Source organism: Paenibacillus sp. 276b, assembly GCF_900107875.1.
GTDB classification, from domain to species: Bacteria; Bacillota; Bacilli; order Paenibacillales; family Paenibacillaceae; genus Paenibacillus; species Paenibacillus marchantiae.
Window position 1 is genome coordinate 169,683 of the sequence record NZ_FNRR01000010.1, and the last position, 26,046, is coordinate 195,728.

At 47.6% G+C, this 26,046-nt stretch carries 22 protein-coding genes and 1 tRNA gene; all 23 read right to left on the minus strand.

Going from position 1 to position 26,046, the window contains the following annotated elements; genetic code table 11:
- Positions 1 to 80: 80 nt before the first annotated feature.
- Entirely contained in the window at positions 81 to 1,814 is a 1,734-nt protein-coding gene (locus BLV50_RS30060; RefSeq protein ID WP_063566503.1) for a tetratricopeptide repeat protein, read from the minus strand.
- A 194-nt stretch (positions 1,815 to 2,008) separates the two neighbouring features.
- Complete coding sequence (locus BLV50_RS30065; protein WP_090811676.1) at positions 2,009 to 3,763, minus strand: hypothetical protein; 1,755 nt, start codon at positions 3,761 to 3,763, stop codon at positions 2,009 to 2,011.
- 95 nt (positions 3,764 to 3,858) lie between these two features.
- The gene (locus tag BLV50_RS30070; protein WP_063566505.1) at positions 3,859 to 4,731 is read right to left on the minus strand and encodes a carbohydrate ABC transporter permease; all 873 of its coding nucleotides are present in this window, start codon (positions 4,729 to 4,731) and stop codon (positions 3,859 to 3,861) included.
- 62 nt (positions 4,732 to 4,793) lie between these two features.
- Positions 4,794 to 5,690, minus strand: coding sequence for an ABC transporter permease (locus BLV50_RS30075; protein ID WP_063566506.1), 897 nt, complete (start codon positions 5,688 to 5,690; stop codon positions 4,794 to 4,796).
- A gap of 142 nt (positions 5,691 to 5,832) precedes the next feature.
- On the minus strand, positions 5,833 to 7,434 hold the full coding sequence (locus BLV50_RS30080; RefSeq protein WP_072735756.1) for an extracellular solute-binding protein: 1,602 nt from the start codon (positions 7,432 to 7,434) through the stop codon (positions 5,833 to 5,835).
- 334 nt (positions 7,435 to 7,768) lie between these two features.
- Entirely contained in the window at positions 7,769 to 10,021 is a 2,253-nt protein-coding gene (locus tag BLV50_RS30085) for a helix-turn-helix domain-containing protein (RefSeq protein WP_090811678.1), read from the minus strand.
- A 293-nt stretch (positions 10,022 to 10,314) separates the two neighbouring features.
- A complete protein-coding gene (locus tag BLV50_RS30090; protein ID WP_063566509.1) occupies positions 10,315 to 11,262 on the minus strand; it encodes a ribose-phosphate diphosphokinase in 948 nt (315 codons plus the stop codon).
- Between the two features lie 270 nt (positions 11,263 to 11,532).
- A complete protein-coding gene (gene hisJ / locus BLV50_RS30095) occupies positions 11,533 to 12,357 on the minus strand; it encodes a histidinol-phosphatase HisJ (RefSeq protein ID WP_072735754.1) in 825 nt (274 codons plus the stop codon).
- A gap of 11 nt (positions 12,358 to 12,368) precedes the next feature.
- Positions 12,369 to 13,097 (minus strand): bifunctional phosphoribosyl-AMP cyclohydrolase/phosphoribosyl-ATP diphosphatase HisIE, encoded by a 729-nt coding sequence (gene hisIE, locus BLV50_RS30100; protein ID WP_090811680.1) that lies wholly within the window; start codon positions 13,095 to 13,097, stop codon positions 12,369 to 12,371.
- A complete protein-coding gene (hisF, locus tag BLV50_RS30105; protein ID WP_063566512.1) occupies positions 13,090 to 13,851 on the minus strand; it encodes an imidazole glycerol phosphate synthase subunit HisF in 762 nt (253 codons plus the stop codon). Before hisF ends, hisIE begins: the two co-directional genes overlap by 8 nt.
- A 68-nt stretch (positions 13,852 to 13,919) precedes the next feature.
- Positions 13,920 to 14,654, minus strand: a complete 735-nt coding sequence (hisA, locus tag BLV50_RS30110; RefSeq protein ID WP_024634114.1) for a 1-(5-phosphoribosyl)-5-[(5-phosphoribosylamino)methylideneamino]imidazole-4-carboxamide isomerase — start codon at positions 14,652 to 14,654, stop codon at positions 13,920 to 13,922.
- 102 nt (positions 14,655 to 14,756) lie between these two features.
- Positions 14,757 to 15,377, minus strand: a complete 621-nt coding sequence (gene hisH / locus BLV50_RS30115; RefSeq protein ID WP_072735752.1) for an imidazole glycerol phosphate synthase subunit HisH — start codon at positions 15,375 to 15,377, stop codon at positions 14,757 to 14,759.
- Positions 15,378 to 15,380: 3 nt separating this feature from the next.
- Positions 15,381 to 16,010 (minus strand): imidazoleglycerol-phosphate dehydratase HisB, encoded by a 630-nt coding sequence (gene hisB, locus BLV50_RS30120; protein WP_063566514.1) that lies wholly within the window; start codon positions 16,008 to 16,010, stop codon positions 15,381 to 15,383.
- Complete coding sequence (gene hisD / locus BLV50_RS30125) at positions 16,003 to 17,307, minus strand: histidinol dehydrogenase (RefSeq protein ID WP_090811683.1); 1,305 nt, start codon at positions 17,305 to 17,307, stop codon at positions 16,003 to 16,005. Before hisD ends, hisB begins: the two co-directional genes overlap by 8 nt.
- 107 nt (positions 17,308 to 17,414) lie before the next feature.
- Complete coding sequence (gene hisG / locus BLV50_RS30130; RefSeq protein ID WP_063566516.1) at positions 17,415 to 18,074, minus strand: ATP phosphoribosyltransferase; 660 nt, start codon at positions 18,072 to 18,074, stop codon at positions 17,415 to 17,417.
- Position 18,075: 1 nt separating this feature from the next.
- Entirely contained in the window at positions 18,076 to 19,269 is a 1,194-nt protein-coding gene (locus tag BLV50_RS30135; RefSeq protein ID WP_090811685.1) for an ATP phosphoribosyltransferase regulatory subunit, read from the minus strand.
- A 499-nt stretch (positions 19,270 to 19,768) separates the two neighbouring features.
- On the minus strand, positions 19,769 to 20,290 hold the full coding sequence (locus BLV50_RS30140; RefSeq protein ID WP_063566518.1) for an acyltransferase: 522 nt from the start codon (positions 20,288 to 20,290) through the stop codon (positions 19,769 to 19,771).
- Positions 20,287 to 20,937, minus strand: coding sequence for a pyrophosphatase PpaX (gene ppaX, locus BLV50_RS30145; protein WP_090811687.1), 651 nt, complete (start codon positions 20,935 to 20,937; stop codon positions 20,287 to 20,289). Before ppaX ends, BLV50_RS30140 begins: the two co-directional genes overlap by 4 nt.
- 6 nt (positions 20,938 to 20,943) lie before the next feature.
- Positions 20,944 to 21,981, minus strand: a complete 1,038-nt coding sequence (lgt, locus tag BLV50_RS30150; protein WP_063566520.1) for a prolipoprotein diacylglyceryl transferase — start codon at positions 21,979 to 21,981, stop codon at positions 20,944 to 20,946.
- A gap of 126 nt (positions 21,982 to 22,107) precedes the next feature.
- Positions 22,108 to 23,046 (minus strand): HPr(Ser) kinase/phosphatase, encoded by a 939-nt coding sequence (gene hprK, locus BLV50_RS30155; protein ID WP_063566521.1) that lies wholly within the window; start codon positions 23,044 to 23,046, stop codon positions 22,108 to 22,110.
- Between the two features lie 263 nt (positions 23,047 to 23,309).
- The gene (locus tag BLV50_RS30160; RefSeq protein WP_063566522.1) at positions 23,310 to 24,434 is read right to left on the minus strand and encodes an ABC transporter ATP-binding protein; all 1,125 of its coding nucleotides are present in this window, start codon (positions 24,432 to 24,434) and stop codon (positions 23,310 to 23,312) included.
- Positions 24,435 to 24,537: 103 nt separating this feature from the next.
- The gene (locus BLV50_RS30165) at positions 24,538 to 25,734 is read right to left on the minus strand and encodes a PucR family transcriptional regulator (RefSeq protein WP_256338083.1); all 1,197 of its coding nucleotides are present in this window, start codon (positions 25,732 to 25,734) and stop codon (positions 24,538 to 24,540) included.
- Positions 25,735 to 25,896: 162 nt separating this feature from the next.
- Positions 25,897 to 25,969, minus strand: a tRNA-Lys gene (locus BLV50_RS30170).
- Positions 25,970 to 26,046: the final 77 nt, after the last annotated feature.

Consider the following 26,046-nt stretch of genomic DNA (forward strand, 5'->3'; position numbering starts at 1 on the left):
CGTTAAGTTTACCCGTTTTCCAGGCTTATGTATCCTTCACGCAATGAAGTCTATCCCAAAGCGAGAATTTCAAGGAACATTTACTGGACCGGTGGGTTGGAATTGCACACTTTATTGATTTGCCGTGCATATTTGCTGACTGTGGCAGCTGATATGCCATACCGGTCGGCTATGCTTTGGTAGGTCACTGGACGACTATGAATTTTAGCAGCCAGATATTCCAATCCCGCAGCCAAGCCTTCAATTTGCTTCGTGCCAGGCACCTCCAGGTGTACGCGAGATACATAGTCGGTCCACAACCGCTCCATTTCTTGCTGCAATTCGGCTTTGGCTTCAGACATCTGTAACGCACGGTCCACGACCGCCTGCCAATGCGAAGAAGCTTTCGTCTCCGTTTGTTCCGTCATCGACTCGATCTTCGGAATAGTGCGTTTGCTCAACGCAGTTAGCGGTCGCAGAACAGGAGAATCATCCTGCTTAGTTCCTTCTGAACCAAGACCGTTTAATACGGAACGAGCGGCTTCCACCAGATCCTGATCTTCACCAGGTTCCTCGATAAAGGATTGCAGCGCCTGCTGCACCTCGTAATCACCAATCATGCCAAGAGCATGAATGACCTGGAGCTTAGTTGCCCGGTCCCCATGTCGCAACGCCCAGAAGAAAGAGGAACGGATCAAGGGATCATTTTTCATCTCTTCAGGTATGCCGTTGCCATAGTTCTCCCATTGTCTGAATTGCTCGTCAAATGGCAGATGATAGTGATAACTTAGTTTCTCCGGATCTTTCTCTCCCTGTCTCACAGCCTCAAGACCCGACAGATAGTACCGGGATACTTCCGAACCTGGATCCAGCTTGCCTACATGACGCCACAGACGTTCAGCGGAATCGTAACGTTCGGTATTATAAGCTGCGACTGCTGCATAATGTGCGAGAGCTGGGTCCGCAGCGGTTTCTTCATCCTTCAACAGGCGACGGAAATGTACATAAGCCGTATCATGTTGACCTAGGATACCCATCGTGGTAGCCAGTTTGTAGACCTGTTCGTGCTGGAAAGGCACGATGACACGCAATTTTTTGATCAGAAGCAGCACTTGGTCGGCTCGATTCTCGTTCTGATGAAAGATCGCCAGATTACACAGTGCATGCAAATTACCAGGCTCCTGCTCCAGTACCTCGGCAATCGTCTCTTTCGCCTTGGGAAACAGCCCCATATAATAATAGGCAAGCGCCAAGTTGTTGCGAGCAGCCAAATAATCAGGATACTCGGGTGACATGCCTTCCAGCAGCTCAGCCGCCTGTGCAAACTTCCCTTGTTCCAACAATTCCCGCGCCTGATCGTGTTCAACGACACCCTTACGTGATTTGATCCGGTTCAGTTTGGCTGGTCGATCCAGCTCGTAGTAAAGAAGCTCCATCATCTCTTCGGCTTCCGTCATAAACTGACCTTGGGTATCCTCCTCCAAATACGTAACAAGCGCTTGCTCAGCTTCTTCAAACCGATCCATATTCGCATAATTGTTCGCCATGTAGAAATAACATTCCGTCATGGACGGATCTACCACGTCGAGCACATGCGCAAGAACGGCATTGGAAGCCTCGTAATCCCCCTTCTCTGATAATATACCCGCCATATTACAATGATTCACCGGATTTTCCGGCTCATATTCAACAGCTTTACGAAAATATTTTAATGCCTTGTCGACGTGATTACGGTCCAGCGAGCGGACAGCTCTCTCAAAAAAGAAAGAAGCATCCAAGTGAATCGGTATTACATTGGCAAGGTGTCCCTCAGCCCGCAGTAGCTTGCCCTTCATCTTCCAAGGCACCTCCTCTTTGCTTTCATTCATACTCTCCAGTATACCACATCTTAAGGCCCACTTCTCAATATGTAGTTTCATGTCGTTTATGCCAAAAATGCGCAAAAAAAGATGACACCCCCTCATCCCTTTCGAATGAAATGTCATCTTTTTGCTTCATGTACTCTTCCTTATAGAGAGATTCATCAGAATTACAGCTTCAACGCCATGGATGGCGAAAGAGAGATATGAACTGTCTTGTGGAAAGGGGTCATAAAGTTAACCAGTACAACCTTACACTTATTTGGCAGCTTTGCCTCACGTACGGTTGGTGCCAAATGCCCCACCTCGCCTCCGGTCAGCTCAATCCAGTCATCTCCACAGGAATAACGCAATGTGCCGCTCTTCCACAGATAATGGCCTTCATCTGTCTCAAGCAATTCCCCCTGGGAAAGCTCGCCCTCGCTGCTGAACACGAAAGACAGCTGCACCATAAGCTGCTCCGGCTGCTCTCCCGCCAGCTTCAGGGTCCAGCCATTTTCCGTTCTTAATACTTCCGTCTGTACAAGGAACGTCTGTTCATGGGTGAGATCTCGACTCTGATGGGGCAACAAATACCACGGACTGATAGCTGTTCCCGCCGTCTCAGGCAGTTGGCTATCCGGGATCGGGCCGTAGTAGCCTTTCCTCTGTTCGCCCGTCAGACGGTAACCTGCTGGCAATCGAGACATCTGCTGCATCGGCACATACCCTGGATTAAAATAGGAGGCCAACTGAACGGCCAGCAGACGTACGGCACCATGACGAAGGGCAAAGAATGAAGGCACCTCCGTCATTACAGTCGCACTTGTATTACCGGAACGAATACGTGCTACAGGTGCGCCGAAGTCCGTATGCAACCGGCTGTGCGAGATGTGTCCATGATGACCTGCCGAATCCATTCGCTGTAAATAGCCCTCCCGCACAAATCGTTCGTTCAGTATGATCTCGTACCGCTCAGGCAGCTGTTCCCGTGCCTTACCAGCCTGCTGCTGAAGCTCAGGCTCCAGCAGCAGCCGAACGAGCGCATTGACCGAACAGACGCCGGGATCTGTTAACATTTCTCCAGCCCAATCGGCCATGCCGGCAAAGATCGGATCACCGTCCAACCGAGCCATAATGGCATACGGCAAGTAATACGGTGATAAATCATGCACGCTCCCCAGATCCTGGCGACCTGAGTATTCTGTAACAACCTCACCTGTTGGATGTACAAGATACACCATCATACGAAGATTGAGTCTCACCGGGTCCAGCAATTCGGGACGGTTCAACAGGCGTGCCGCATGAATCAGCATGATGTCGCTAACCGCGCTGTAGATTCCGTTGCTTCGTTCAGTCCACTCCCCATCAGGCGTAATATCCATACCTTCAGCCAGCCACTGCTCTGCACGCTGCACAGCTTCCTCCAGGTCAAACAATTGATGCAGGAAACCGAGCGCCGCGCATAGCACCCAGCGATGATTCGGCGTATGACAGCCTCCAGTCAGCAAGACTGGAGCAGTTCGTTCCAGAAACAGGCGCATATTGTCCAGCACAGGTTGCAATGGCTCCCAGTCTTGCTGCTGAAGAAGTTGATATAACTGGGCATATCCCACGACAAGAAATGCGGTATCCGGCGGAGAATGGGAATTGGTCCAACCGGGGGAGATGGAGCCGTCTGCATGCTGATTACGGAGTACGTACTCCGATGCAAGCTGCAGACGATTTAACAGATCTTCATCCCGATAATAGATCGAATCCGGATTGGCGAGTGCAGCTCCCCAGTAACACATGTCCGTAGGTGTTCCGGTCGTATGGTTGACCCAGGCGATACCTGTAGAGGGGTCAATCGTTCCTCCATAATAGCGGCTGTCCGGATCAAGCACTTGCCGCGATATCCCTTTTTGCACTGCTCTGTCATTGCTTTCCACCAGTTGTCTGTACATGTCCAGTCCCTCCAAACAAATGCCGATGAACGGAATATTCGGCGCAATAATTCTTGTCATCTGGTTAATCACGATTGGCTTAAGAAAACCTATGATCAGCCCTTAACAGCTCCAAGCATGGCACCGCTAACAAAATATTTTTGCAGCCATGGATAGACGAGCAGAATCGGTACGGTTGCAAAAATAACGGTGGCCGCCTTGAGACTTTCCGGGGTTAATGGAGCGCGGTTGGCACCTTCCATCTGTGTGAGCTCACTCACCATGTTGTTTTGCACCATTTGGAACAGTTTGAGCTGAAGTGGATACAGCTTAGGATCATTAATGTACATCAGGGAATCCTGAAAGCCATTCCAGCGGCCAACAGCATAGAACAACGCCAAAGTTGCCATGACCGGCATTGAAAGCGGTAATATGATTTTCAACAGTGTATGCAGATGTGAACTGCCGTCAATTTCAGCGGACTCCTCCAGACTTTCTGGTATACCATTGAAAAATGAGATCAGGATAATCAGGTTAAACGGACTGACCAGACCTGGCAGAATTAGCGCCCACGGCGAATTAAGCAAGTGCAGGTCACGAATGAGCAAGTACTCAGGAATGATCCCCCCGCTAAAGAACATCGTAATGATGATCACGTACATGAAGAGCTTGCGGCCCTTCATTTTTTTCTTGGTCAACGGGTATGCAGCTGCGATTGTGAACACCATGCATAACACCGTTGTCACAATCGTTAACAGGGTCGTATATCCCAAGGAATACAGCATCGAATGATCGGAGAACACCTTAACATACGCATCCCAATTGAACTCCTTAGGAAAAATGGTGACTTCACCCGATGTAATGGCACGATTGGAGCTTAATGATATGGCAATCGTGTGCAGAAACGGAGCGAGACAGAACACGACGAACAAGCTAATAAATAGAATGATAACGGTATCAAAAATCCGGTTTGAGGTGCGTTCACTCATATGCGCACAACTCCTTTACTGATGGTATACATATAAAGCAGCTAAGCGTACCTTCTGTTCTTTTAAAGAATTCCTTCACCTGTTGTCTTTTTCGATATATAGTTCGAACCGAGTACAAATATAAGTCCCACGACTGCCTGGAACAGTCCAACGACGGTTGCCAGCGTATATTGTCCCGATTCCAGCCCGACCCGGTATACAAAGGTACTGAGCACATCAGAATATTCACGTACTGCCGTGTTCCCGATAATATAAGGACGATCAAATCCGATGCTGACCATATGTCCCAAATTAAGAATGAGCAGAGTAACAATAGTAGGCTTGATGCTTGGCAGGGTTATATGCCAGATTTTCTTCAGCCGTGTCGCTCCATCAATCTCTGCCGCTTCGAACAATTCCTTATTAACACCCGTCAGCGCAGCCAGATATAGAATAGTTCCCCAGCCTGCACTTTGCCAGACACCTGTGAACAGGTAGGTCACAAGCCACGGGTTTTTCTCCGTCAAAAATGGAATCGGATTTAAGCCCATACTTTCAAGTACACCGTTTACCATACCGGATTGGTTGCCGAATAACTGGTACACAATTCCCCCAATAATGACCCACGAAATAAAATGAGGGATATACAGAATCGTCTGCGATATTTTTTGAAACCATTTAAACCGGATTTCATAGAGCATGATGGCTAATATAATGGGAGCAGGAAACGAAACGATCAGATCAAGAAAATTCAGCATAAAGGTGTTGCGCAACGTGGTGTAGAAATCTCGCATCCCGAATACCTCGCGAAAGGCATCAAAACCGATCCACTCACTGCCGTTAATACCTTGAAAAAGATTAAAATCTTTAAATGCGATCTGAACGCCATACATCGGTCCGTAGCGAAACACCACGAAATAGATGAGGGGCAGTGAAATCAACGCGTATAATTGCCAATACCTCTTCAAGTATGCGGTCAAGTCGGTCTCCTCCTAACAACGAAGAAACACTGTGCCGCCTTAACCTCAGCCGACGGCACAAGTCCCTTCATAAATGATCCGATATCAAGCTTGTGTAAGTTGGATTACTTTGGATTCGTACGTTCACACATATCTCCGACTGCTACTTCGCAGCAAGCTCCTGAACCGCTTGATCCAGTTCCTTCTTCAATTCTGTGCCGCCCAGGGACATGAAATCATTCATTTCCCGTTCATACACTGCGTCGAATTCTTCCGGTTTAGCCATTGCTGTTTTTACGATAATGACATTAAGCTTATCTTTGAGCGCCGTGCTGTACTTCATCTCTGCCTGAATCGGTTTGTCAAAAATGATGGGTCCTACCGTATCGGTGTTAGCAATATCAATCGACTGTTTAAGCATCTCCTGATTATTTTGCGGGAAGCCCATGATCCATGCTTTTTCGTTGGTAGCCTGATCACCGATATTTTTACCATTTGAGATAATAGCTGTATCCCCTGCGTTGAACAGACGATCCTTCGCTTCCTGTGAAGCATCCTCTTTGACAACAGGAATTCCGTCTACCAGATCGTAGTTCTCTCCTTCCACGCCGCTGTAAATATCAATCAGGTTATTGTCTGATGCCATCCAATCCAAATATTTGATTGCTTCCACCGAACGTTTGCTGCTCTTCGGAATCATGATGTACATGCCGTTTGAACCGTAACGGGATTTGATATGTTTGTTGTCTACGTTTGCGTTGGTGTACGCATCAACCGGAAGCACTTTACTGCCCTGCGTATTTTTAAGCAAGTTATCCAGAGTGCCATCTGCATAGAAAATAGCGTCGACATCCTCAGACCAGTAGCCGATGTTTCCGTTCTGTACATCCTTCACCAGTTGGGCCTTATCTTCATCCAAACTGAAGTCCTTGCTGATCAAGCCTTCATTGTACAGCTTGTTCATGAACTTCATGGCATCCTTGAAGCCCTCATGGAGAGGCAATTCATAACGTTGGGCATAAGTCAGATCCCCGCTGATCGGCTTGATGAATGAGTAAATTAATGTTTCGAACTGAGCTGGCGCCAGTGCCATTCCCATTGGAATGTTTTTGCTGCCAAGTCCACCAGGGTCTTTATCTTTAAATGCTTTCAAAGTGGTATACAATTCATCCGTCGTCTTCGGTACTGGCAATCCCAGTTTATCCAGCCAATCCTGACGAATATAAGAGCTATATCTGCCTGTGATGGCACGTTTGCCAGGAACTGCGAACTGCTGGCCCTCTAATTGACCAAACTTAAGGGTGTCCTCGCCAAGGAATTTTTTCAGGTTAGGTCCGTATTGATCAATCAACTCTCCCACATCAGTCAGACCGCCTTGTTCGGCGTAACGATAAAATACACTTGAGTCATAAACAAATACAATATCCGGAACATCCGTATTACTCGCCATTAGGACATTCAGCTTGGTTACTTCCTCCGAGCGCTGAATCGGTACGAATTGTATATCAATGTTATTCGGATCGCCGAACCGTTCCTGGATCAGTTTGGACAAATAGTTATTCGTAATGGTATAAGGTGAAGGACTATTCCCGCGGTCAAACACCTCCACTTTTAAAGTGACACGCTCGCCATTGCCTGATGCACTGCCTTCTGATTCCTGATTCGATGCAGATGAACAGCCGGCTAGCAAGGAAACTCCCATTACCATAGTAAGCGCCAATCCCATCCATTTCTTTAGACTCCCTTTGGTTGCTTTTCCTGTCATTTTGTCATCTCCTTAGCATTGCGTGAATGTTTAAAGCTTGCCCAGAGTATTCCACATCTTTCCGCGCTCTGGCAATAAACTCGTTTCGGAAACGCTTACATAAGGATAATGGTTTATCCCGAGCGACGATTTTCGCAGACTGACTATATTCGTAAAGGACCCGAAAACAGGCGTAAATCAAGGATTTCTTGCATAAGCGCAAGCTTCCAAGACGGAATATAGGTTTACACTAGCAGCAAAAAAGGCGGACTCCTACATGGCTTCTCCTGAGAAAAACCTGCATGAATTCCACCCTGTGCTTAGCACGGTATAATACGTAGCATGAGCCTTTGAATTACGACTCGGAATCGTGATGTTCACGTTTCATACGGCGATAGTCTCCCGGTGTAATACCCTCAACCCGTTTAAATACACGTCCCAAGGTAATTCCATTGGCATACCCCACCTTCAAGGCAATGTCCTGTAGGGAAAGATCCGTACTCCGCAGAAGACGCTCCGTTTCCTTCATCCGCAATTCTGTAAGAAAGTCTACAAACTTCATATTGAACTCTGTCTTGAACAAATAACTTGCATGTTTGCCGGTAATCTGGAATCGATCGCTCAGATGTTTCAGCGAAAGATCAGGATTCGCAAACTGTTCCTCGATATAGTTTTTCATTTCATTGACCATCGCTTTGTAGCTCTTGGTTTCAGTTACCGACACATAAGTTCTGAACAAGTCCGTCAGGTCATCAAACAGAATGTCTTTGACACCTTCAAGTGTCTCCGCTTCTTTCATCAGCATCAACCACTTGTTTATGTTTTCCTCCGATAATTTCTCCTGCAGCTGTTCGGACATGACCGCTACTTCCCGGCTGAGCATCTGTAGCATCGCCTGAATCAAGGAGTGAATCTCATCATCTGGCAGCTTATCACGTTCAAAAGCCGCGAAGATCTCCTCCAGTTGATCACGCCACTGACTGCTCGACATCCGAAACCGTTTAACAAAATCAGCAATCATCTGCAAATAGGTATAGGTATCAAGCAGCTGCTGCTGGGTTTCTCCATACCCGGCCAGAGCGATATCACCATCTCTCAGCAATCTGCGGTGCATCACAGTCTCAGCCGCTACGTATGATTCACGAATAGCCTTGATGCCCTCCGCGATCGGTCCGATACCGAAACTCAATGATATACGCAGATTCTGCTCAACCCAGGATCGGCATTCCTCCGCAACTAAGCGAATTTGCTCCGTCATATCCGCGTTACCGTCTGTGGACAGGAAAAGGATCGCAATCTGATCTGAGCTGACCCATTCGGTCCAGCATTGCATACCCGCATCGCGTGAGAGCTCCTGCAGCACATTCATTAACGCAAATTTGAGTGTATTCTGCTCGCCTCTCGTAAACCGTTCCTGGAATCCTTTCTCATATCGGTTGATTTCGCCAACCACAACAGCGAAGCATGACGAAGTATCCACGCCAGTTAACGGGGAAAGATCCTTTAATCGCTCTACCGCATGATCCAGATTCTCCCCATTCAGCAGATCGTTAAAAAGTTTGCTGCGCTGCAGCAGCACGTTTTCTCTGCTCTTTTTGTCCGAATCCATCATATGGTTTATTAGGTTTTCCAACACGCCATCAATCAATTTCATCTCATCGGTCCGTGAGCCCGATTGCTCCAGCACCCGAATCTGATGCGCCTCAATCCGATTCATAATAATCTGGATGGGTTTATAGTTGCGACGAGTGATATAGATAATATAGACGATCGCACAAATGACGGTAACAACCGCAATAATCACCCATACATAGGAAACCACCGAGACCCACCCATATAAGTTCCCCTCCTTGATCCCACTGGAGATCGTCCAACCCAATCTTTCCAGCGAAAGGGTGTTCAGCTCTTGGCCTTCTACAGCACCTTCACGATCTGAATGTGCATCGTAAACAACCTGACCGTCATGGTCAAGAATGCTCATGAAAGAAAGCTGTCCATTAACCATACTATCAATGCTCTGCTCGATGCTACTCATCTTGATATTAATGACAAGCACCCCATCAGAGCCAAATGGCAAGGGCATATCCTTATCTACCGTCAACACCCGAATAGGCGTACGCTGATTAACTCCTGCATCGTATTCCCTGACAGGCTGCCAGCCTGAAGTAAGAGAACCAGAGTCGATTCGGTCGATCCATGCCTTGTCTGAAAAGCTATCTACCTCCTTGGAGCCGCTTGAGGTTAAAACGCTTTCATTTTTCTTGTCATACAAATAAATGGATTGGATCCAAGGGTTGGAACTCGTCAGCTCACGCAAGTTTTGAGCAATGCTATACACGGTCTCTTTGCCCACCTGGTTCTGGCTATTAAAATAGTACTTATAGGCCTGCTCACTCTGCACCGCTTCCATAACCGACAACTCAATATCCCGGATCGTCCGGTCCAGACTGTCCACCAAATAGCTGGAGGAGATACGGTCTGCTTTCCTTGTTTCTTCCCTGGAGATGTCATTAATGAAAACAAAAGCGATAAAAATGAGTACGGTCATGGTAAGAAAGAAAATAGGAAAATAAGAAAACAGTAAACGATAATACCAAGTCCGGGACAATAGACCCCACTCCTCACTCCACGACACCGTTGTATAATAGCCGTGGTTCTACTGTTCATCACATCAGTTACATCTCTGGGATTGAATTCCCTATATACGCAGCCATAAAATCAATTTTAAGTTATTATAGCACAAGCCCCCAGGCAGCAAATCAGTAATCGATTCCCTCCTTCTCCTTAACTCATCCGCATCTTTACCCTAATCCATCATAAAAAAACAAAAACCGTGCTGAGTAGCAAACCACTCAAACACGGTACAATACACCTGGATTCGCACAGATCTGTGCTGCATGATTAAATCCCTGAATCTTTAAACAACGTCGCCATGGAGCCGCCATCCACAATAATGCGAACAGCACGTGCAAGCATTGGAGCTACGGGCAACACTTTGAAGCATTCTGGGTGATCATCCGGCAGTGCGATGGAGTCTGTGACCACCACCTCGGCTATAGACGGGTGATTAAGTTTACTTAGAGCTCCGTCCGAGAACAGACCATGTGTTGCACATACATATACGTTTTTGGAGCCTCGCTCCTTCAATCCTTCAACAACATTGAGAATTGTCGTTCCGGTATCGATCAGATCCTCAATAATAATTGGAGTTCGACCTTCAACATCCCCAATAACGTGCGTAATAATCGATTCATTGTGGCTTGGCCGCTTCTTGATCATAATGGCAAAAGGTGAATCCAGACGATTCGCCAGTTTCTCTGCCATCGAGGCTCGTCCCGCATCAGGGGAGACAACTACCGGGTTTTCAATCCCTTTACTCAGCAAATAATCACTGATGAGATCCAATGATGTCATGTGATCCACAGGAATATTGAAAAATCCTTGAATTGCCGCTGCATGCAGATCAATGGTAACTACCCGGTTTGCCCCAGCAGTAGTTAACACATCCGCAACCATCTTGGCCGAGATCGGCTCACGCGGAGCAGACTTGCGTTCCTGACGGGCATATCCGTAATAAGGAACAATAATATTTACCGTACGCGCAGAAGCCCTTTTGGCTGCATCAATCATGACTAGCAGTTCTACGAACAACTCATTGATCGGATGAGATAATGATTGTATCAGAAATACATCACAGTTGCGGATCGTCTCTTCGTAGTGAACGTATATTTCTCCGCTCTTGAACCGGGACAGTTTGATCTTGCCTAGTTGTACACCCAGCTTGTCGCATACCTGTTCTGCCAGCTTAGGGTTCGATGAACCGGAAAAAATACGTAACGAATGCTGCATAATGCCCTCCCGAGGGTTGAAGTCCCAATATAATCCTTTATCAGTCTAAAAGTGAATGTTCAAAAAGACCCGTTTTCAGTACCGAGAAGATGGGATAAAGCTAGAAATGGAGTAGCGGAGCGTAGGCAAAACTACGTGAGCAACGAACATTTCGGCTGAATTCCAGCTTCGACGCTGATGATGCCATTAGGCATCCTTCGTAATCAAAAGCGGACTTTTTTGAACTACCTCTAAAAAGGTTATTTCCTACCCTCATTATACTCCACTACCTTATACATTTAAAGAAAGGAACGAGCGCTGTCGACCTTCAAAAACGGCTACCTCCGTACAGCCCAGCTCACGCAAGAGCGCCTCGGCCTCAGGCAGATAATCGCCTAGCTTCAGCGGATCATGTGCATCGGAGCCAAGGGTCAGCGGAATTCCCAATCGAATGGCCTCCGTTAACATCCGGCGACCAGGGAACATCTCTGCGCATGGCTTCGATAATCCTGATGCATTGAGCTCCATAGCACAGCCACTTTTTGCGATAGCTTGCAGCGCCGCATTCTCCAGATCTATACGCTCTTCAGTCTGCTCTGGTGCCGGAGTGAAGCCAAAGCGCTTGATCACATCTGTATGACCCATAATATCGTACATTCCCGTCGCTGCCGCTTTGCTCACAGCATCATAGTACTGACGATAGACTTCTAGTACGTCTTTCCCTTCCCAATGATGGGTCTGGCGAAAATCCGTAATGTCCCATTCCCCGAGAAAATGAACCGATCCAATCACATAGTCCCATGGATACCGCTCAATAATGGCCCGAATTTCTGTCTCCCAGCCTTCGATATAGTCGCCTTCGAGGCCGACACGCACATCAATCTGACCACGGTAGCGCTCTTTCAGAGAGAAACACTCTTCCACGTAACGCGGCAGCTCGTCCATAGGCATTGCCATCTCAGGATAATAGTGAGCAGGGTCTACATGCAGCAAAGGCATGTGATCCGACAGCCCAATCTGCGACAAGCCAATCTCCACCCCACGCTGCACATAAGCCTCCAGCTTGCCAACCGCATGACCACACCGCTCATGGTGTGTATGATAGTCTATTAGCACAGGCTCGCCTCCTAATCGCGGCGAGGCCGCTCGTGGCGACGGCTCAGCTCTGACATAATGTCATCCAGCGGCAGCTTGCGCTCTTGCAACAGAACGAGCAAGTGGTACATCAGGTCACTGACCTCAAGACGAAGCTCGTCATTGTCTTTATTTTTGGCGGCAATGATCGTCTCGGACGCTTCTTCACCGATTTTTTTCAGAATTTTATCAACGCCTTTATCGAACAGGTACGTCGTATATGCACCTTCCGGACGCTCACGTTCACGCTCTGCAATGACCGATTCCAGTTCAGCCAGTACTTCAAAACGGCTTTCGGAGCTGGCACTTGCAGTCGTTGCAATAGAATCACCTGAAGTCTGATTTGCTGATTGCTCTGGCAAGCCCACGATTTCATTATGGAAACACGTCATTGCTCCGGTGTGGCAAGCAGGTCCGTTCGGCTTCACTTCAACCAGCAAGGTGTCACCATCACAATCGTATTTCAATGAAGTAATCGTCTGTACGTTACCTGAAGTTGCGCCCTTGTGCCACAGCTCTTGACGCGAGCGTGACCAGAACCACGTTTCACCGGATTCCAGCGACAATTTTAGGGATTCCCGATTCATATAAGCCATCATCAGAACTTGACGTGTCTCTGCATCCTGCACAATGGCAGGTACCAAACCATCGCTCCAGCGAATGTGTTCCACAACCTGCTCCAAGGATAACTGCTCCTTAATCTCATTGCTTACATTAGTCACGGATCTCCACCCCTTGGTCTCTCAAATGTTGTTTTAACGCCGGAACGGCGATTTCTTTGTAATGGAATATCGTTGCTGCTAGACCTGCGTCCGCTTTGCCTGTCGTGAACACATCATAGAAATGCGATTCCTTGCCCGCACCGCCTGAAGCAATGACCGGAATACGTACCGATTCGGATACCGCTGCGGTCAGCTTCAGATCGAATCCGTCCTTCGTTCCGTCCGCATCCATGCTTGTCAGCAAAATTTCTCCAGCGCCTAAGGCCTCCGCCTGTTTAACCCAGTCAAGCGCCTTTATCCCTGAAGGTTTACGTCCACCATGCGTATACACTTCCCATTCGCCCCAAGCCTCATTATACTTGGCGTCAATTGCAACGACGATACACTGGGAACCAAAGCGGCGTGCTCCGTCTGCAATCAGCTGAGGATTAAGCACAGCTGCCGTATTTACCGCAATCTTGTCCGCTCCTGCACGCAGAATGCGCTTCATGTCTTCCACCTTGGAGATCCCTCCACCTACGGTAAAAGGAATGGCGATCTCGCCTGCGGTTTGCCGCACTACTTCTTCCATCGTTTCGCGGCCTTCCACCGAAGCGGAGATATCGAGAAACACCAGTTCGTCCGCACCCTCGCGGTCATACAGCGCCGCCAGCTCCACCGGATCACCCGCATCGCGGAGATTGACGAAGTTAACGCCTTTGACAACCCGGCCGTCCTTCACGTCCAGACAAGGAATGATTCTTTTTGCCAGCATGCTCCTCTTCCTCTCTCCTGATGATCGTTATCGTGCCAATGTTTATTTGAGCCTATATAGTATCGCTATTATTTATTTACCGCACGTACCGCTTCGGAAAGATCAATACTACCAGTATACAGCGCTTTACCTACGATTGCTCCTCCGACACCATCTTCCGCATGCTTGCTTAAACGAAGCAGATCATCCATGACACTAACTCCCCCGGAAGCAATCACCGTACGGCCACTCGCCTTCGCAAGAGACACGATCGCTTCCACGTTAGGACCCTGCATCATGCCATCACGGGAGATGTCTGTGAAGATGAAGGTTTCGGCACCAAATGCCGCCAGCTCCTTCGCCAGTACCTCAGCTTGAACTTCCGATGTCTCCAGCCACCCGCGTGTCGCCACATAGCCATTGCGTGCATCAATGCCAATAGCTACTTTGTCTCCATACCGTCCCAGTACTTCTTCTGTAAAGGCACGATCTTCAATAGCGGCTGTCCCGATAATAAGACGACTTACACCGAGACCCAACAAACGTTCTACATCAGCCACTGTACGAAGACCTCCACCTACCTGAACAGGCACGTTCACGGCCGAAGCAATACGCCCGATCAGCTCATCATTCACGGGATGACCTGCTTTTGCACCGTCCAGATCCACCAGATGAACGTATGTACCACCTTGCTTCTCCCAGGAAAGAGCAACTTGAACCGGGTCATCGTTATATACCGTCTCCTGATTGTAATCTCCCTGCACAAGTCTTACACATTTGCCGTCCCGGATATCAATTGCCGGATATATGATAAAAGATGACATACAAGGCCTCCTGAATATATTCATATTTGTGCTCTATATAAGATTAGCTACGTATTATTTTATAAGGATGGAATTAAAAAATCATATGATCGCTGATTATGATTACGCCTTTGATCCAGTCAACGCCAGGAAGTTTCCAAGCAGCTTCATACCCAGCTCTCCGCTCTTCTCCGGGTGGAACTGCATACCGAAATTGGAGCCTCTGCCAACAATCGCCGTAACCGGATGTCCGTAATCCGTTACTGCCAATAGATCGCTCTCTACGTCCGTACGTGCATGATATGAATGGACAAAATAGACATGACTTGCCTCAAGCCCCGCGAATAGCGGATTTTCCGGGTGCAGGAACTGCAATCGATTCCAGCCCATATGTGGAACCTTTAGTTCTCCCGGTGCAAATCGCACCACTTTACCCGGCAAAATATTCAATCCTTCATGCTCGCCATGCTCCTCACTTGAGCTGAACAACAGCTGCATGCCCAGACAGATCCCGAGCAGCGGTGTTGGTCCAGCTGCCGCTTCCTTCACCACAGCGTCCAAGCCACTCTCTCGCAAGTGCACCATGGCATCGCCAAATGCACCTACACCTGGCAATATCACACCATCTGCACCAAGAATCGCATCCCGGTCACCTGTGACCAGCGCTTCGTAGCCAAGACGTTCGACCGCTTTGCCGACGCTGTGCAGGTTCCCCATACCATAATCGACAATTGCAATCGCCATCGTCTACAGCACTCCCTTCGTGGAAGGCACACCCGTTACACGTGGATCAATCGTTGTTGCCTCGTCCAGTGCACGTCCCAATGCTTTGAAGATCGCCTCGATCATGTGGTGTGTATTTTGTCCGTAGTGCACGATAACGTGCAATGTAATGCGCGCTTCCAGCGCCAGTTTCCACAGGAACTCATGTACCAGCTCGGTTGAGAAGCTGCCCACTTGCTGAGATGGGTATTGTGCGCGGTACTCAAAGTGAGGGCGGTTGCTGACATCGATGACTACCTGAGCGAGAGCCTCATCCATAGGCACAAAAACACTCGCATAACGTTTGATGCCCCGCTTGTCACCCAATGCTTCACGAAGGGTCTGTCCCAGACAGATTCCGATATCCTCCACCGTGTGGTGGTCATCAATATCAACATCGCCGCGCGCCTGTACGTTCAGATCGAATTGTCCATGCTTTGTGAACAGATCGAGCATATGATTCAGGAAAGGTACGTCCGTTTCAATCTCGGATTGCCCGGTTCCATCTACGGCAAAAGAAAGCTGAATGTTCGTTTCATTTGTTTTGCGGTCTACCTCTGCCTGACGTACAGCACCCTTATTCTGAAGGTCCAAACCATTATTCTGCTTATCCATTATCCGATTCCGCCTTTCCTTCCTGTTCTAACCGTACAGCGATCGCACGGGCGTGTCCTTCGAGCCCTTCATGCCGGGCCAGCTCTATAATAGCCGCTCCATTTTGGAGCAACGCTTCCTTGCTGTAATAGATCAAACTTGATTTTTTGATAAAATCATCCACATCCACAGGTGAGCTGAATCGTGCCGTTCCATTTGTCGGAATAATATGATTCGGTCCCGCAAAATAATCCCCTACCGGCTCCGAGCTATACGGGCCGAGGAAGATCGCTCCGGCATTCTCAATCCGGCCAGCGTAAGCCATGGGCTCCTGCACCATGATCTCCAGATGCTCCGGTGCGAGCCGGTTCACCACATCGATTCCCTCATCGATGGAATCGACCACAATAATTGCGCCATACTGCTCCACGGAAGCAGCAGCGATATCACGCCGCGGCAGCACTTCTAGCTGCTGCCGCACTTCGGCCTGCACGGCTTCCGCCAGCACGGCCGAGGTTGTGACGAGAATGGCCGATGCCATCTCGTCATGCTCCGCCTGCGACAACAGGTCGGCGGCGACATATACCGGATTCGCCGTATCATCGGCGAGCACCACAATCTCACTCGGCCCGGCGATACTATCGATATCGACTGCGCCATAAACCTCACGCTTCGCGAGCGCCACGTAAATATTGCCCGGTCCACAGATCTTGTCGACCGGGGCAATACTCTCCGTGCCGTAAGCGAGGGCGGCGATTGCCTGAGCGCCGCCAACTCGGTACATTTCGCTCACGCCTGCTTCCGCAGCAGCCACGAGAATGTACGGGTTAATACCTTCACCGCCATTTGTTGACGGCGGCGTCACCAAAACAATCTCCGGCACGCCAGCCACCTGTGCCGGAATCACATTCATCAGCACCGACGAAGGGTACGCTGCTTTGCCGCCAGGTACATAAACGCCGACCCGATTCAGCGGTCGGATTACCTGGCCCAGCAGACTGCCGTCCGGCTGCCAATCCATCCATGAGTTGCGCTTCTGCTTCTCATGAAACGCACGAATGTTAGCGGCGGCCTGACGGATCGCCGTCACGAAGGAAGGCTCCACAGCTGCATAGGCTGCTTGCAGCTCTTCCTGCGGCACGCGAAGCTCCGCAGCCGTCAGCTTCGTGCGATCCAGCTGCTCTGTGTAACGCAACAGTGCCGTATCTCCTTCCCGGCGAATGTCGCTGACAATGCGCCGTACCGCTTCATTTTGCTCAGGTGTACCGTATTCCACTTCCCGCTTCAAATCAAACTCCCGTGCAGGTACAATTTTCATGAGTACAACCTCCCTATCCCTGTATAACCTGTGATACCTCTAATATCCGTTTATGCTATATGATCAATCATCGATTAGTTACTTCTGCTCCATCTTACATGCTAGATTTATCCCCGAAAGATCCCCGAAGACACCTCATTCGAGGCTGGAATGACCTGTTGGAGAGCATCGCATAATGCTTGAATCCGTGCATTCTTCATCCGATAACTGACCCGATTGGCAATAAGGCGGCTTGTGATATCCAGAATACCCGTCATCTCCACGAGTCCATTCTCACGCAACGTCTGACCAGTCTCCACCAGATCGACGATTCGATCTGCCAGACCGATCAGCGGCGCCAGTTCGATGGACCCGTTCAGTTTGATTACTTCCACCTGCTGTCCTTGCTCGCGGAAATATTGGGAAGCGATTCTCGGGTACTTTGTTGCCACTCGCTGCTGAATGCCAGGTGTCCAGTCCGGTAGTCCAATAACAGACATGCGGCACTGGGCGATACCCAAGTTCAACAATTCGTATACGTCCCGATTTTCCTCAAGCAGAACGTCTTTACCCACTATGCCAATATCCGCTACTCCATACTCCACATACGTTGGCACGTCTACGGGCTTCGCCATGATGAACTCCATCCCCGCTTCCGGCACTTCGATGACCAGCTTGCGCGTATCGTCCACGTCTTCCGGAATATCAAGCCCTGCTTCACGGAACAGTTTGGAGGCTTTCTTATAGATTCGGCCCTTCGGCATAGCTACCTTCAAAATATCCGACATCTCAGCGTCCCCCTCCATTTTCATGTCCGTACGTGATAACCTGCTCAGCCTGGATTGACTTGTTGCCTGTTAGAGTCTCTGCTCCATCTTTAGGAAGGAGGTACGTTACTACATTTTGACCGATGCTGCGTAGTCTCGCCGCCTCTGTTAGAGCCTTAGCCCGGCATTCCGAAGTATATTGAATAAGTATAGGTTTCTTCTCTTCCATCGTAATTCCATGAACACCATCGATAATTCGGTTTGTTTTGAGTGCAAATCCTGTAGCCGGTAATGAACGGCCAAACTGCTGTAACAGATTATCATATCGTCCGCCACTGCATACCGGGGATCCGAGCTCTGCCGCATACCCTTCAAACGTCATGCCTGTATAATAGGAGAAATCACCAATCATCGTCAGATCAATCAGCACATGCTCAGAAACACCGTACGCTTCCAACACTTCGAATACTGCACAGAGATGTGCAATGGACTGTGCTGCTTCAGTACTTGAACTCAGCTCTGCTGCGTGTGTACATACTTCTTTACCGCCACGCAGACGCAAAATAGCTTCAAGCTGCTCCTTCAGTTTCGGTTCCAGATTCAATGCTTCAATGGATTGGCGATAGCCGACATAATCACGTCCCAGCAATCCTTCTTTCAACTGTTCCTGTTGTACCGTTTGACCCGGAATGACTTCTTCCAGTAACCCGTTCAGAAATCCCATATGACCCATCGCAATTTTAAAGGAAGACACACCCGCTGCCTGCAAAGAAGCAATCGCAAGTGCTACAACTTCTGCATCTGCTTCTGGCGAATCATCACCGACAAGCTCTACACCTGTCTGGAAAAATTCCGCCTCACGTCCTGCTTCCTCTTCAATGGAACGAAACACATTCGCATGATAGGACAAACGCAGAGGAAGCTTCTCATCCTTTAATAGAGAAGAGACCACCCGTGCAATCGGAGCTGTCAAATCTGATCTTAGCACCAGCGTAGTCCCGCGACTGTTCAATAATTTAAACAGCTTGCGATCCGATGTGGAACTAGCTACACCTACGGTATCGTAGTATTCAATCGTTGGCGTAATGATTTGACGGTAACCCCAGCGTTCCATGCATTCCAGTACATTCCGCTCAATGGTTCGCAGCTTGGTCACCACATGTGGTGTATAGTCACGAAAACCTGTCGGTTTTTCAAAGCCTTTTGGTTTGGACATTGGTATTATTCACCCCGAGTCAGTAATTTAAGATTGGTAGACGTTCTATTTCAACAGGATTTATGTAGTGTAAATCCCCATTCTATCTTGTAACCTGAATTTTTATTGTTGCTGCCAGGCAGCCTTCAGAAAATGTTTAGTAAGTGTTCTTCATTTCTGCTTAACTATACTTAACTTTTGTCCCTTTTCTTTAACATGGTAAAGTGCTAACAAACTAAAGGATATGGGATATGATAACATGAATGACTATCCATCGTCAACAATACAGCCCCTTTGGGGGGGCTTGTACTATATCCTCCATTTTGATCCCAATGCTGAACATGAGTCTAACTATTTGTATACGAAAAAAGCTGCCATCAGCAGCTTCCTTACTCCAGTCAATTCGACTTATTGCTCTTCCCCTGACTGAACCCATTCAGGTTAATTTTCGTCCGTGTATTCTTTGCGATGATCTTTTGCAGATATATCCGTAGGCCGTCTCGGCCGTCTCCCAAAATCATTACTCATCAGCCTTTATGACAATATCCTCCGCTGATGCATTCGAGCGAGACAGATCACGAAGTGGATTCCCACCAACAAAAGCTCCCGGAGCTACATCCTTATGAACAACTGCTCCTGCAGCTACAACCGCACCGTCTCCGATGGTCACACCCGGCAGGATGGTTGAATTAGCACCGATCAGTACATTTTCCCCAATAATCACCTCACCGAGTCTGTACTCTTTAATAAGATACTCGTGAGCCAGGATCGTGGTGTTGTAACCAATCACGGAATTTTCGCCCACCGTAATTTTCTCCGGAAAGAACACATCAACCATCACCATCAAACCAAATGCCGTATGTTTACCCACCTTCATGCCAAGCATGCGACGATAGATCCAGTTCTTGACCGATAGAATCGGGCAGTACCGTGACAACTGAATCCAGATAAAATTACGCACGCCTTTCCACGGACTCACTGTCTTGTAGATATGCCAAAGTGCGTTATGACCTTCTACGGGATAGCGGGTTACTTTTCTCATGAACGTTCCGTTTCAATCAGCTTAAGCAAGTCCTTCATGTCGTGCAAAATGTAATCCGGGTTATAGCCGCTCAATACGGCCTCTCCCTTAAGGGACCAGGCTACGCCTGCCGCAAGCGCACCCGCGTTCTGTGCCGATTGAATATCGACAGGGCTGTCACCCACCATCAATGTTTTGGACGGATCTGCACCCAACTCTTCGATCGCCTTTAGCACCGGTTCAGCATGCGGTTTGGGATTGGTTACATCGGTAACTGTTACAATCGATTTCATATACTTCAACAGGTCAAAACGCTCCAGCACTTTAAGAGTAGATGGACGAATCTTCGTCGTGACAACACCCATCACAATTCCTGCCTCATGAAGAGCCTCAACAACCTCAATCACGTGAGGAAACGGCTGAACCATCGCCTCATGATGAACGTCGTTGTACGCCCGATATCCTTTGACATACTCCGCAACATCCTCTTTCCCAGAAAACGTACGCATCTGATTCTCCAGTGTTCCTCCCATATGAGGAATGATCTGTTCGCGTGTCCAAGGGGTAGATAACTGCAAATCCTCCATTATATGAAGGAAAGAGTTAATAATTAGTTCATTCGTGTCGATAATCGTTCCATCCAGATCAAACAAAACCGTGTCAATCATGTTGCATTACTCCTTTTTCTCTTCAGCTTGCTTCAGATCCTCTTTGGTCGAGACTGGAGTTACCGTGTCCTCTTTGCCTGCAACCGGGCCTGTTTGCACCATATCATCCGATGATTCTGAAGGAACCTTGGAAGATACAATCGGATCGCTATAACGTACATCTGCCTTGCCTGTCATTCTTCTCACGACGATGAAGACTACCGCAACAACAATGATCCCAATAGCCAGCAGCTGCGAAATTCTTACGTTACCGTAGGCTGGATCAAGATATCCTTGCTCGAAGCCCATAGCTGTCATCGGTGACCATAATCCATTAACCATGGAGGCAACCCATTGCGGAGCCTGGAATCCCAGACTGTCGGTACGCAGCGCTTCGATAAAGAATCGACCGATCGAGTACCAGATAAAATAGGACATAAACAGCTCACCAGCACGCAGGAACTTCTGACGACGAAGCACCAGCAAGATGATCAGACCAACAAGACTCCACATCGATTCATACAAAAATGCAGGATGATGGAATACACCTTCCACGTTCATCTGATTAACGATAAAGTCCGGCAAATGAAGCTTGTCTCTTAAAAATGATTCTTCTACAGGACCGCCATAGGCCTCCTGATTTACAAAGTTACCCCACCGTCCGATCATTTGTCCAACGATCAATCCAGGTGCACAGATGTCGGCCATGCGCCAGAAGTTATACCCTTTACGACGGAAGAAAATGACTGCACATATGATCGCACCAATCAGTGCGCCGTATATGGCGATACCGCCATTCCATATTTTAAAGACATCCCAGAAATTATCCTTATAATCGTCCCATCGAAATGCCACGTAGTATATGCGGGCACCGATAATGGCAGAAGGCACACCAAGCAGAACCATGTCCATGAACACTTCCTGCGGAATGTTATACCGTTTGCCTTCCCGGATGACGAGCAGCAAACCTACAAGTGCCGCTGTACCGAGAATAAGCCCGTACCAGTGAACCTTTAACGCTCCGATGGAGAACGCTATCGGGTTCAACAGTAATAATGTATCCATTCATTCACACTCCTATAAATTGACTCATTCACAAGCATGACCAACTGCTGTATGTCTCCAACGCTCTATAAAGGAGTAAAACACATCAACAATTGGCCTTTAATCATATAATAGATCCTTCTCTTCTTAGTCCATGTCTTCCATATCTTCAGAGATCGTTGCTGTCAGCTTGTTCGTAAATTGCAACGCAGCATTCAGCCCCATCTGTTTCAAGCGATAGTTCATTCCCGCTACTTCAATGATAACAGCCAAGTTCCGCCCCGGACGAACAGGAATCGTTACAAGCGGTACATCTGTGTCAATGATGCGTGTCGTCTCTTCATCCAGGCCAAGACGATCATATTGTTTATCCTGCTGCCAAGCTTCCAGACGAACAACCAGTGTAATCCGTTTGTTATTACGAACCGCACCCGCACCGAACAATGTCATTACGTTGATGATCCCGACACCACGGATCTCAAGCAGGTGACGGATCAATTCTGGCGCAGTTCCGTGCAGCTGGAAGTCTGATGTCTGACGAATTTCTACCGCATCATCGGCGATCAATCGGTGACCACGTTTTACCAGTTCCAGTGCAGTTTCACTCTTACCAATGCCACTGCTTCCGGTGATTAACATCCCTACTCCATACACATCACAGAGTACACCGTGAATCGTTGCTGTAGGCGCCAGTTTCTTCTCCAGAAATCCAGTAATCCGGCTGGACAGAATCGTTGTAGCCATGTTGCTGCGAAGCACAGCAAGGTTCTGTTCTTCACTGATGTCAATCAGTTCCTGTGGCACTTCAAGTCCACGGGTTACTACAATACATGGCGTTTCTTCCGTACAAAGGCGTTGCATCCGATCACGGCGCTCATCTTCTGGCAACATTGCAAAAAAGGCCAGCTCTGTTCTACCAAGCAGCTGTACCCGTTCTTGTGGATGATATTCAAAATAACCGGCCATTTCCAGGCCAGGACGGTTCAAATCGTCTACAGTAATGACTCTCTTCAGTCCGTGAGATCCAGAAACAACCTCCAACTGGAATTGTTGTACCAATTCAGATACTTTCACTTTTTTCGCCATTTGTCTCTTCCTTTCAGCATTCGCTGCCCTCTATGTACATCAGCATTAGCGTCATTCCATTGCATTAATAGCGCATTCATGTTGTTTGTTACAGCATCTAACCTTCAAATAATCTTAAATGAATTCCGGGATGAATGCAATCTTGGCTTCCACCCGTGTATGAGTAAAAAAGCCCCTTCCAGCAATAACGGAAGGGGCTCAGATTACAATGTATGATTGCGTTAACTGATAGATTCTATCGTTACCGATGAATCTCAGTACTATTAGTCTTGAAGAAGAACGTTTGCTTCAGTCTCTTTGTCAAAGATATGAACTTTGTTCATGTCAATTGCCATTTTAACTGTAGAACCATCACGAGTGTTGGAACGTCCGTCTACACGTGCGATTGTAGTGTCGTTACCTACACCGCTCAAGTAGAGGAGCATTTCGTGACCCAGGTTCTCTGTTACGTCTACGTGTGTAGAGAATACAGAGTTCGGGGATGCTTCCAGGAATACTGGCTCTTCGTGAATGTCTTCTGGACGAACACCCAGAATGACTTCTTTACCAATGTATCCTCTTGATTTCAGCACTTGTGCTTTACCTTGTGGGATTTCAACGTCCACACCAGGAGCTACGAAATGCATGCTAGCACCTTGCTCAGCCAATTTACCCGAGATAAAGTTCATTGTCGGGGAACCGATGAAACCAGCTACGAACAGATTAGCAGGGAGGTTGTAAAGCTCTTCCGGAGAAGCAGCTTGTTGGATGATACCATCCTTCATAACAACGATTCGATCACCCATTGTCATTGCTTCGATCTGGTCATGCGTTACGTAGATAACGGTTGTTTCCAAACGTTTAGCAAGTTTAGTGATCTCAGCACGCATTTGACCACGCAATTTTGCATCCAAGTTGGAAAGAGGCTCATCCATCAAGAACACTTGTGGATCACGGACGATCGCACGTCCCAGAGCGACACGCTGACGTTGACCACCGGACAATGCCTTAGGTTTACGCTCAAGCAAATGCTCGATATCCAGGATTCTAGCTGCTTCACGTACACGTTTGTCGATCTCATCTTTTTTCACTTTACGCAATTTCAGACCAAACGCCATGTTTTGGTATACGCTCATATGCGGATACAAGGCATAGGATTGGAATACCATCGCGATATCGCGGTCTTTAGGAGCAACATCATTAACGACGCGGTCACCGATATAGAGTTTACCTTCAGAAATTTCCTCAAGGCCTGCGATCATACGCAGTGTTGTTGATTTACCACAACCGGACGGACCTACCAGTACCAGAAACTCTTTATCTTTAATGTCCAGGTTAATATCAACTACTGTTGCTTTATCAGAACCCGGGTATTTTTTGAAAATATGCTCTAAACGTACACCAGCCATGATTGTTGCCTCCTCAGAGATCATTTTGTAATCGAATACATTTTGTAGTTTTATATTAACCCATTTGCATGATGTTTGACTATTCGCAAACTGCACAAAAATATCAAAGCTTTTTCGTCACTTTGTACATAAGCAATAAAAGTCGCACCAGAACAGCACTTTCGAAGTTTCTAACATCATATCCAATCTCCTGTTTGATCTTATCCAAACGATATACCAAGGTATTTCGATGAATAAAGAGTCGCTTTGCCGTCTCGCTGACATTACAATCGAGATTGAAGAAGGTCTCCAGTGTAGCCAGTGTTTCACTATCACTAAACAACACAGTGCCTTTCCCCGTTTCCTGTATAAAACGAAGTCGCTGTTGCACAGGAATACTATCTACCAAACGCTCAAGGTGCAGATCCCAAGGAAGATGAATGTGTTGCACGACATGGAAAGCTCTGCCCAAGTGAACACTCTCTTGAAGAAGTGCCGTGACAGAAGATAGCTGTTTTGCAGGGATACACGGTAAGGATGCGGACAAATGAAATACACCCGCCCATTCACTGGCTACCAATTCATAGAGCCCCTGACAGAAGGCATTCAACAAATCTTTTCTGGCTTCCGTCGTATCCTCTTCAGCTTCGCCTGTGACAATCTGTTCATCACCCAGAAACACCCACTCCTGCGCTCCCACAGGAATCAGTATAATCTCTTCACCGAAGTAACTTTCGAGTAACTTGTTCAATTCCTTCGAACGAATACGATGAGCATCAGGTGTCTCACATTGCAGCAAAAATGGGATTTTCTCTGTGTTCAATTCTCCATCCAATGAAAAATGATCCGGAATAGGTTCCTGCTGAACTCTTTGCTCAACCTGTTTCCGAAGCCACTGTCCCAATTCAGCAAGCTGTTGTTCTCTATCGTTTTCATATATCACAGGCTGTTCTTCATCTAACGATTCCCTATGACTAGTAATGAGAAGTTCAATTAAACGCTGTACTTCCAGCGTAACGGCATCAACAGAGCATCCCCAATATAAAACAGTACCTTCTTCCTCGTTCATCCCGATTTTAAAATATATTAGGTCTTCTGTACGCCAACTGCCTACATCATTTGCAAAACCATCCATCTTCTCATCATCACGTAAGAAACCTTCGGCCTCTTTTGTAAGAGTATTATGAGCCACTGGAACAGTTCTACGGTGAGCTGAGCTCAATCCATATTGATTCCATTCTTCTATAGTTATCACGGATTCGTCCAATGTAGTACCTATAATTGCTTCGATTTGTTTTTTTAGATCAGGTATGAGCTTCATATAATGAACGCCACCACTCTGCTTTTTTCTATTATTTTATCATATCTTGCGCAGCATCGCCTTTTTCAGTCTTTATCAGAGTTTCCATATTATTAATTTATTTATCTATAACAAAAAAGAGTGATTAATCAAATTAATGATCAATCACTCTTTTTCAAAAGATGAGTCATGAAGGGCTCGAACCTTCGACACCCTGATTAAAAGTCAGGTGCTCTACCAACTGAGCTAATGACTCGAAAAACTGGTGGAGGATGATGGATTCGAACCACCGAACCCGTACGGGAGCAGATTTACAGTCTGATGCGTTTGGCC

Excerpts from the sequence above, each read along its gene's own strand:
- BLV50_RS30070 (WP_063566505.1), bottom strand. The coding sequence starts at position 4,731 with ATGAGTGAACGCACCTCAAACCGGATTTTTGATACCGTTATCATTCTA.
- BLV50_RS30140 (WP_063566518.1), bottom strand. The coding sequence starts at position 20,290 with ATGAGAAAAGTAACCCGCTATCCCGTAGAAGGTCATAACGCACTTTGG.
- BLV50_RS30065 (WP_090811676.1), bottom strand. The coding sequence starts at position 3,763 with ATGTACAGACAACTGGTGGAAAGCAATGACAGAGCAGTGCAAAAAGGG.
- BLV50_RS30160 (WP_063566522.1), bottom strand. The coding sequence starts at position 24,434 with ATGGCTGGTGTACGTTTAGAGCATATTTTCAAAAAATACCCGGGTTCT.
- BLV50_RS30090 (WP_063566509.1), bottom strand. The coding sequence starts at position 11,262 with ATGCAGCATTCGTTACGTATTTTTTCCGGTTCATCGAACCCTAAGCTG.
- ppaX (WP_090811687.1), bottom strand. The coding sequence starts at position 20,937 with ATGATTGACACGGTTTTGTTTGATCTGGATGGAACGATTATCGACACG.
- hprK (WP_063566521.1), bottom strand. The coding sequence starts at position 23,046 with ATGGCGAAAAAAGTGAAAGTATCTGAATTGGTACAACAATTCCAGTTG.
- hisF (WP_063566512.1), bottom strand. The coding sequence starts at position 13,851 with ATGCTGGCAAAAAGAATCATTCCTTGTCTGGACGTGAAGGACGGCCGG.
- BLV50_RS30060 (WP_063566503.1), bottom strand. The coding sequence starts at position 1,814 with ATGAAGGGCAAGCTACTGCGGGCTGAGGGACACCTTGCCAATGTAATA.
- hisG (WP_063566516.1), bottom strand. The coding sequence starts at position 18,074 with ATGTCGGATATTTTGAAGGTAGCTATGCCGAAGGGCCGAATCTATAAG.
- lgt (WP_063566520.1), bottom strand. The coding sequence starts at position 21,981 with ATGGATACATTATTACTGTTGAACCCGATAGCGTTCTCCATCGGAGCG.
- hisD (WP_090811683.1), bottom strand. The coding sequence starts at position 17,307 with ATGAAAATTGTACCTGCACGGGAGTTTGATTTGAAGCGGGAAGTGGAA.
- BLV50_RS30165 (WP_256338083.1), bottom strand. The coding sequence starts at position 25,734 with ATGAAGCTCATACCTGATCTAAAAAAACAAATCGAAGCAATTATAGGT.
- hisB (WP_063566514.1), bottom strand. The coding sequence starts at position 16,010 with ATGGATAAGCAGAATAATGGTTTGGACCTTCAGAATAAGGGTGCTGTA.
- hisA (WP_024634114.1), bottom strand. The coding sequence starts at position 14,654 with ATGTCATCTTTTATCATATATCCGGCAATTGATATCCGGGACGGCAAA.
- hisH (WP_072735752.1), bottom strand. The coding sequence starts at position 15,377 with ATGGCGATTGCAATTGTCGATTATGGTATGGGGAACCTGCACAGCGTC.
- BLV50_RS30080 (WP_072735756.1), bottom strand. The coding sequence starts at position 7,434 with ATGACAGGAAAAGCAACCAAAGGGAGTCTAAAGAAATGGATGGGATTG.
- BLV50_RS30135 (WP_090811685.1), bottom strand. The coding sequence starts at position 19,269 with ATGTCCAAACCAAAAGGCTTTGAAAAACCGACAGGTTTTCGTGACTAT.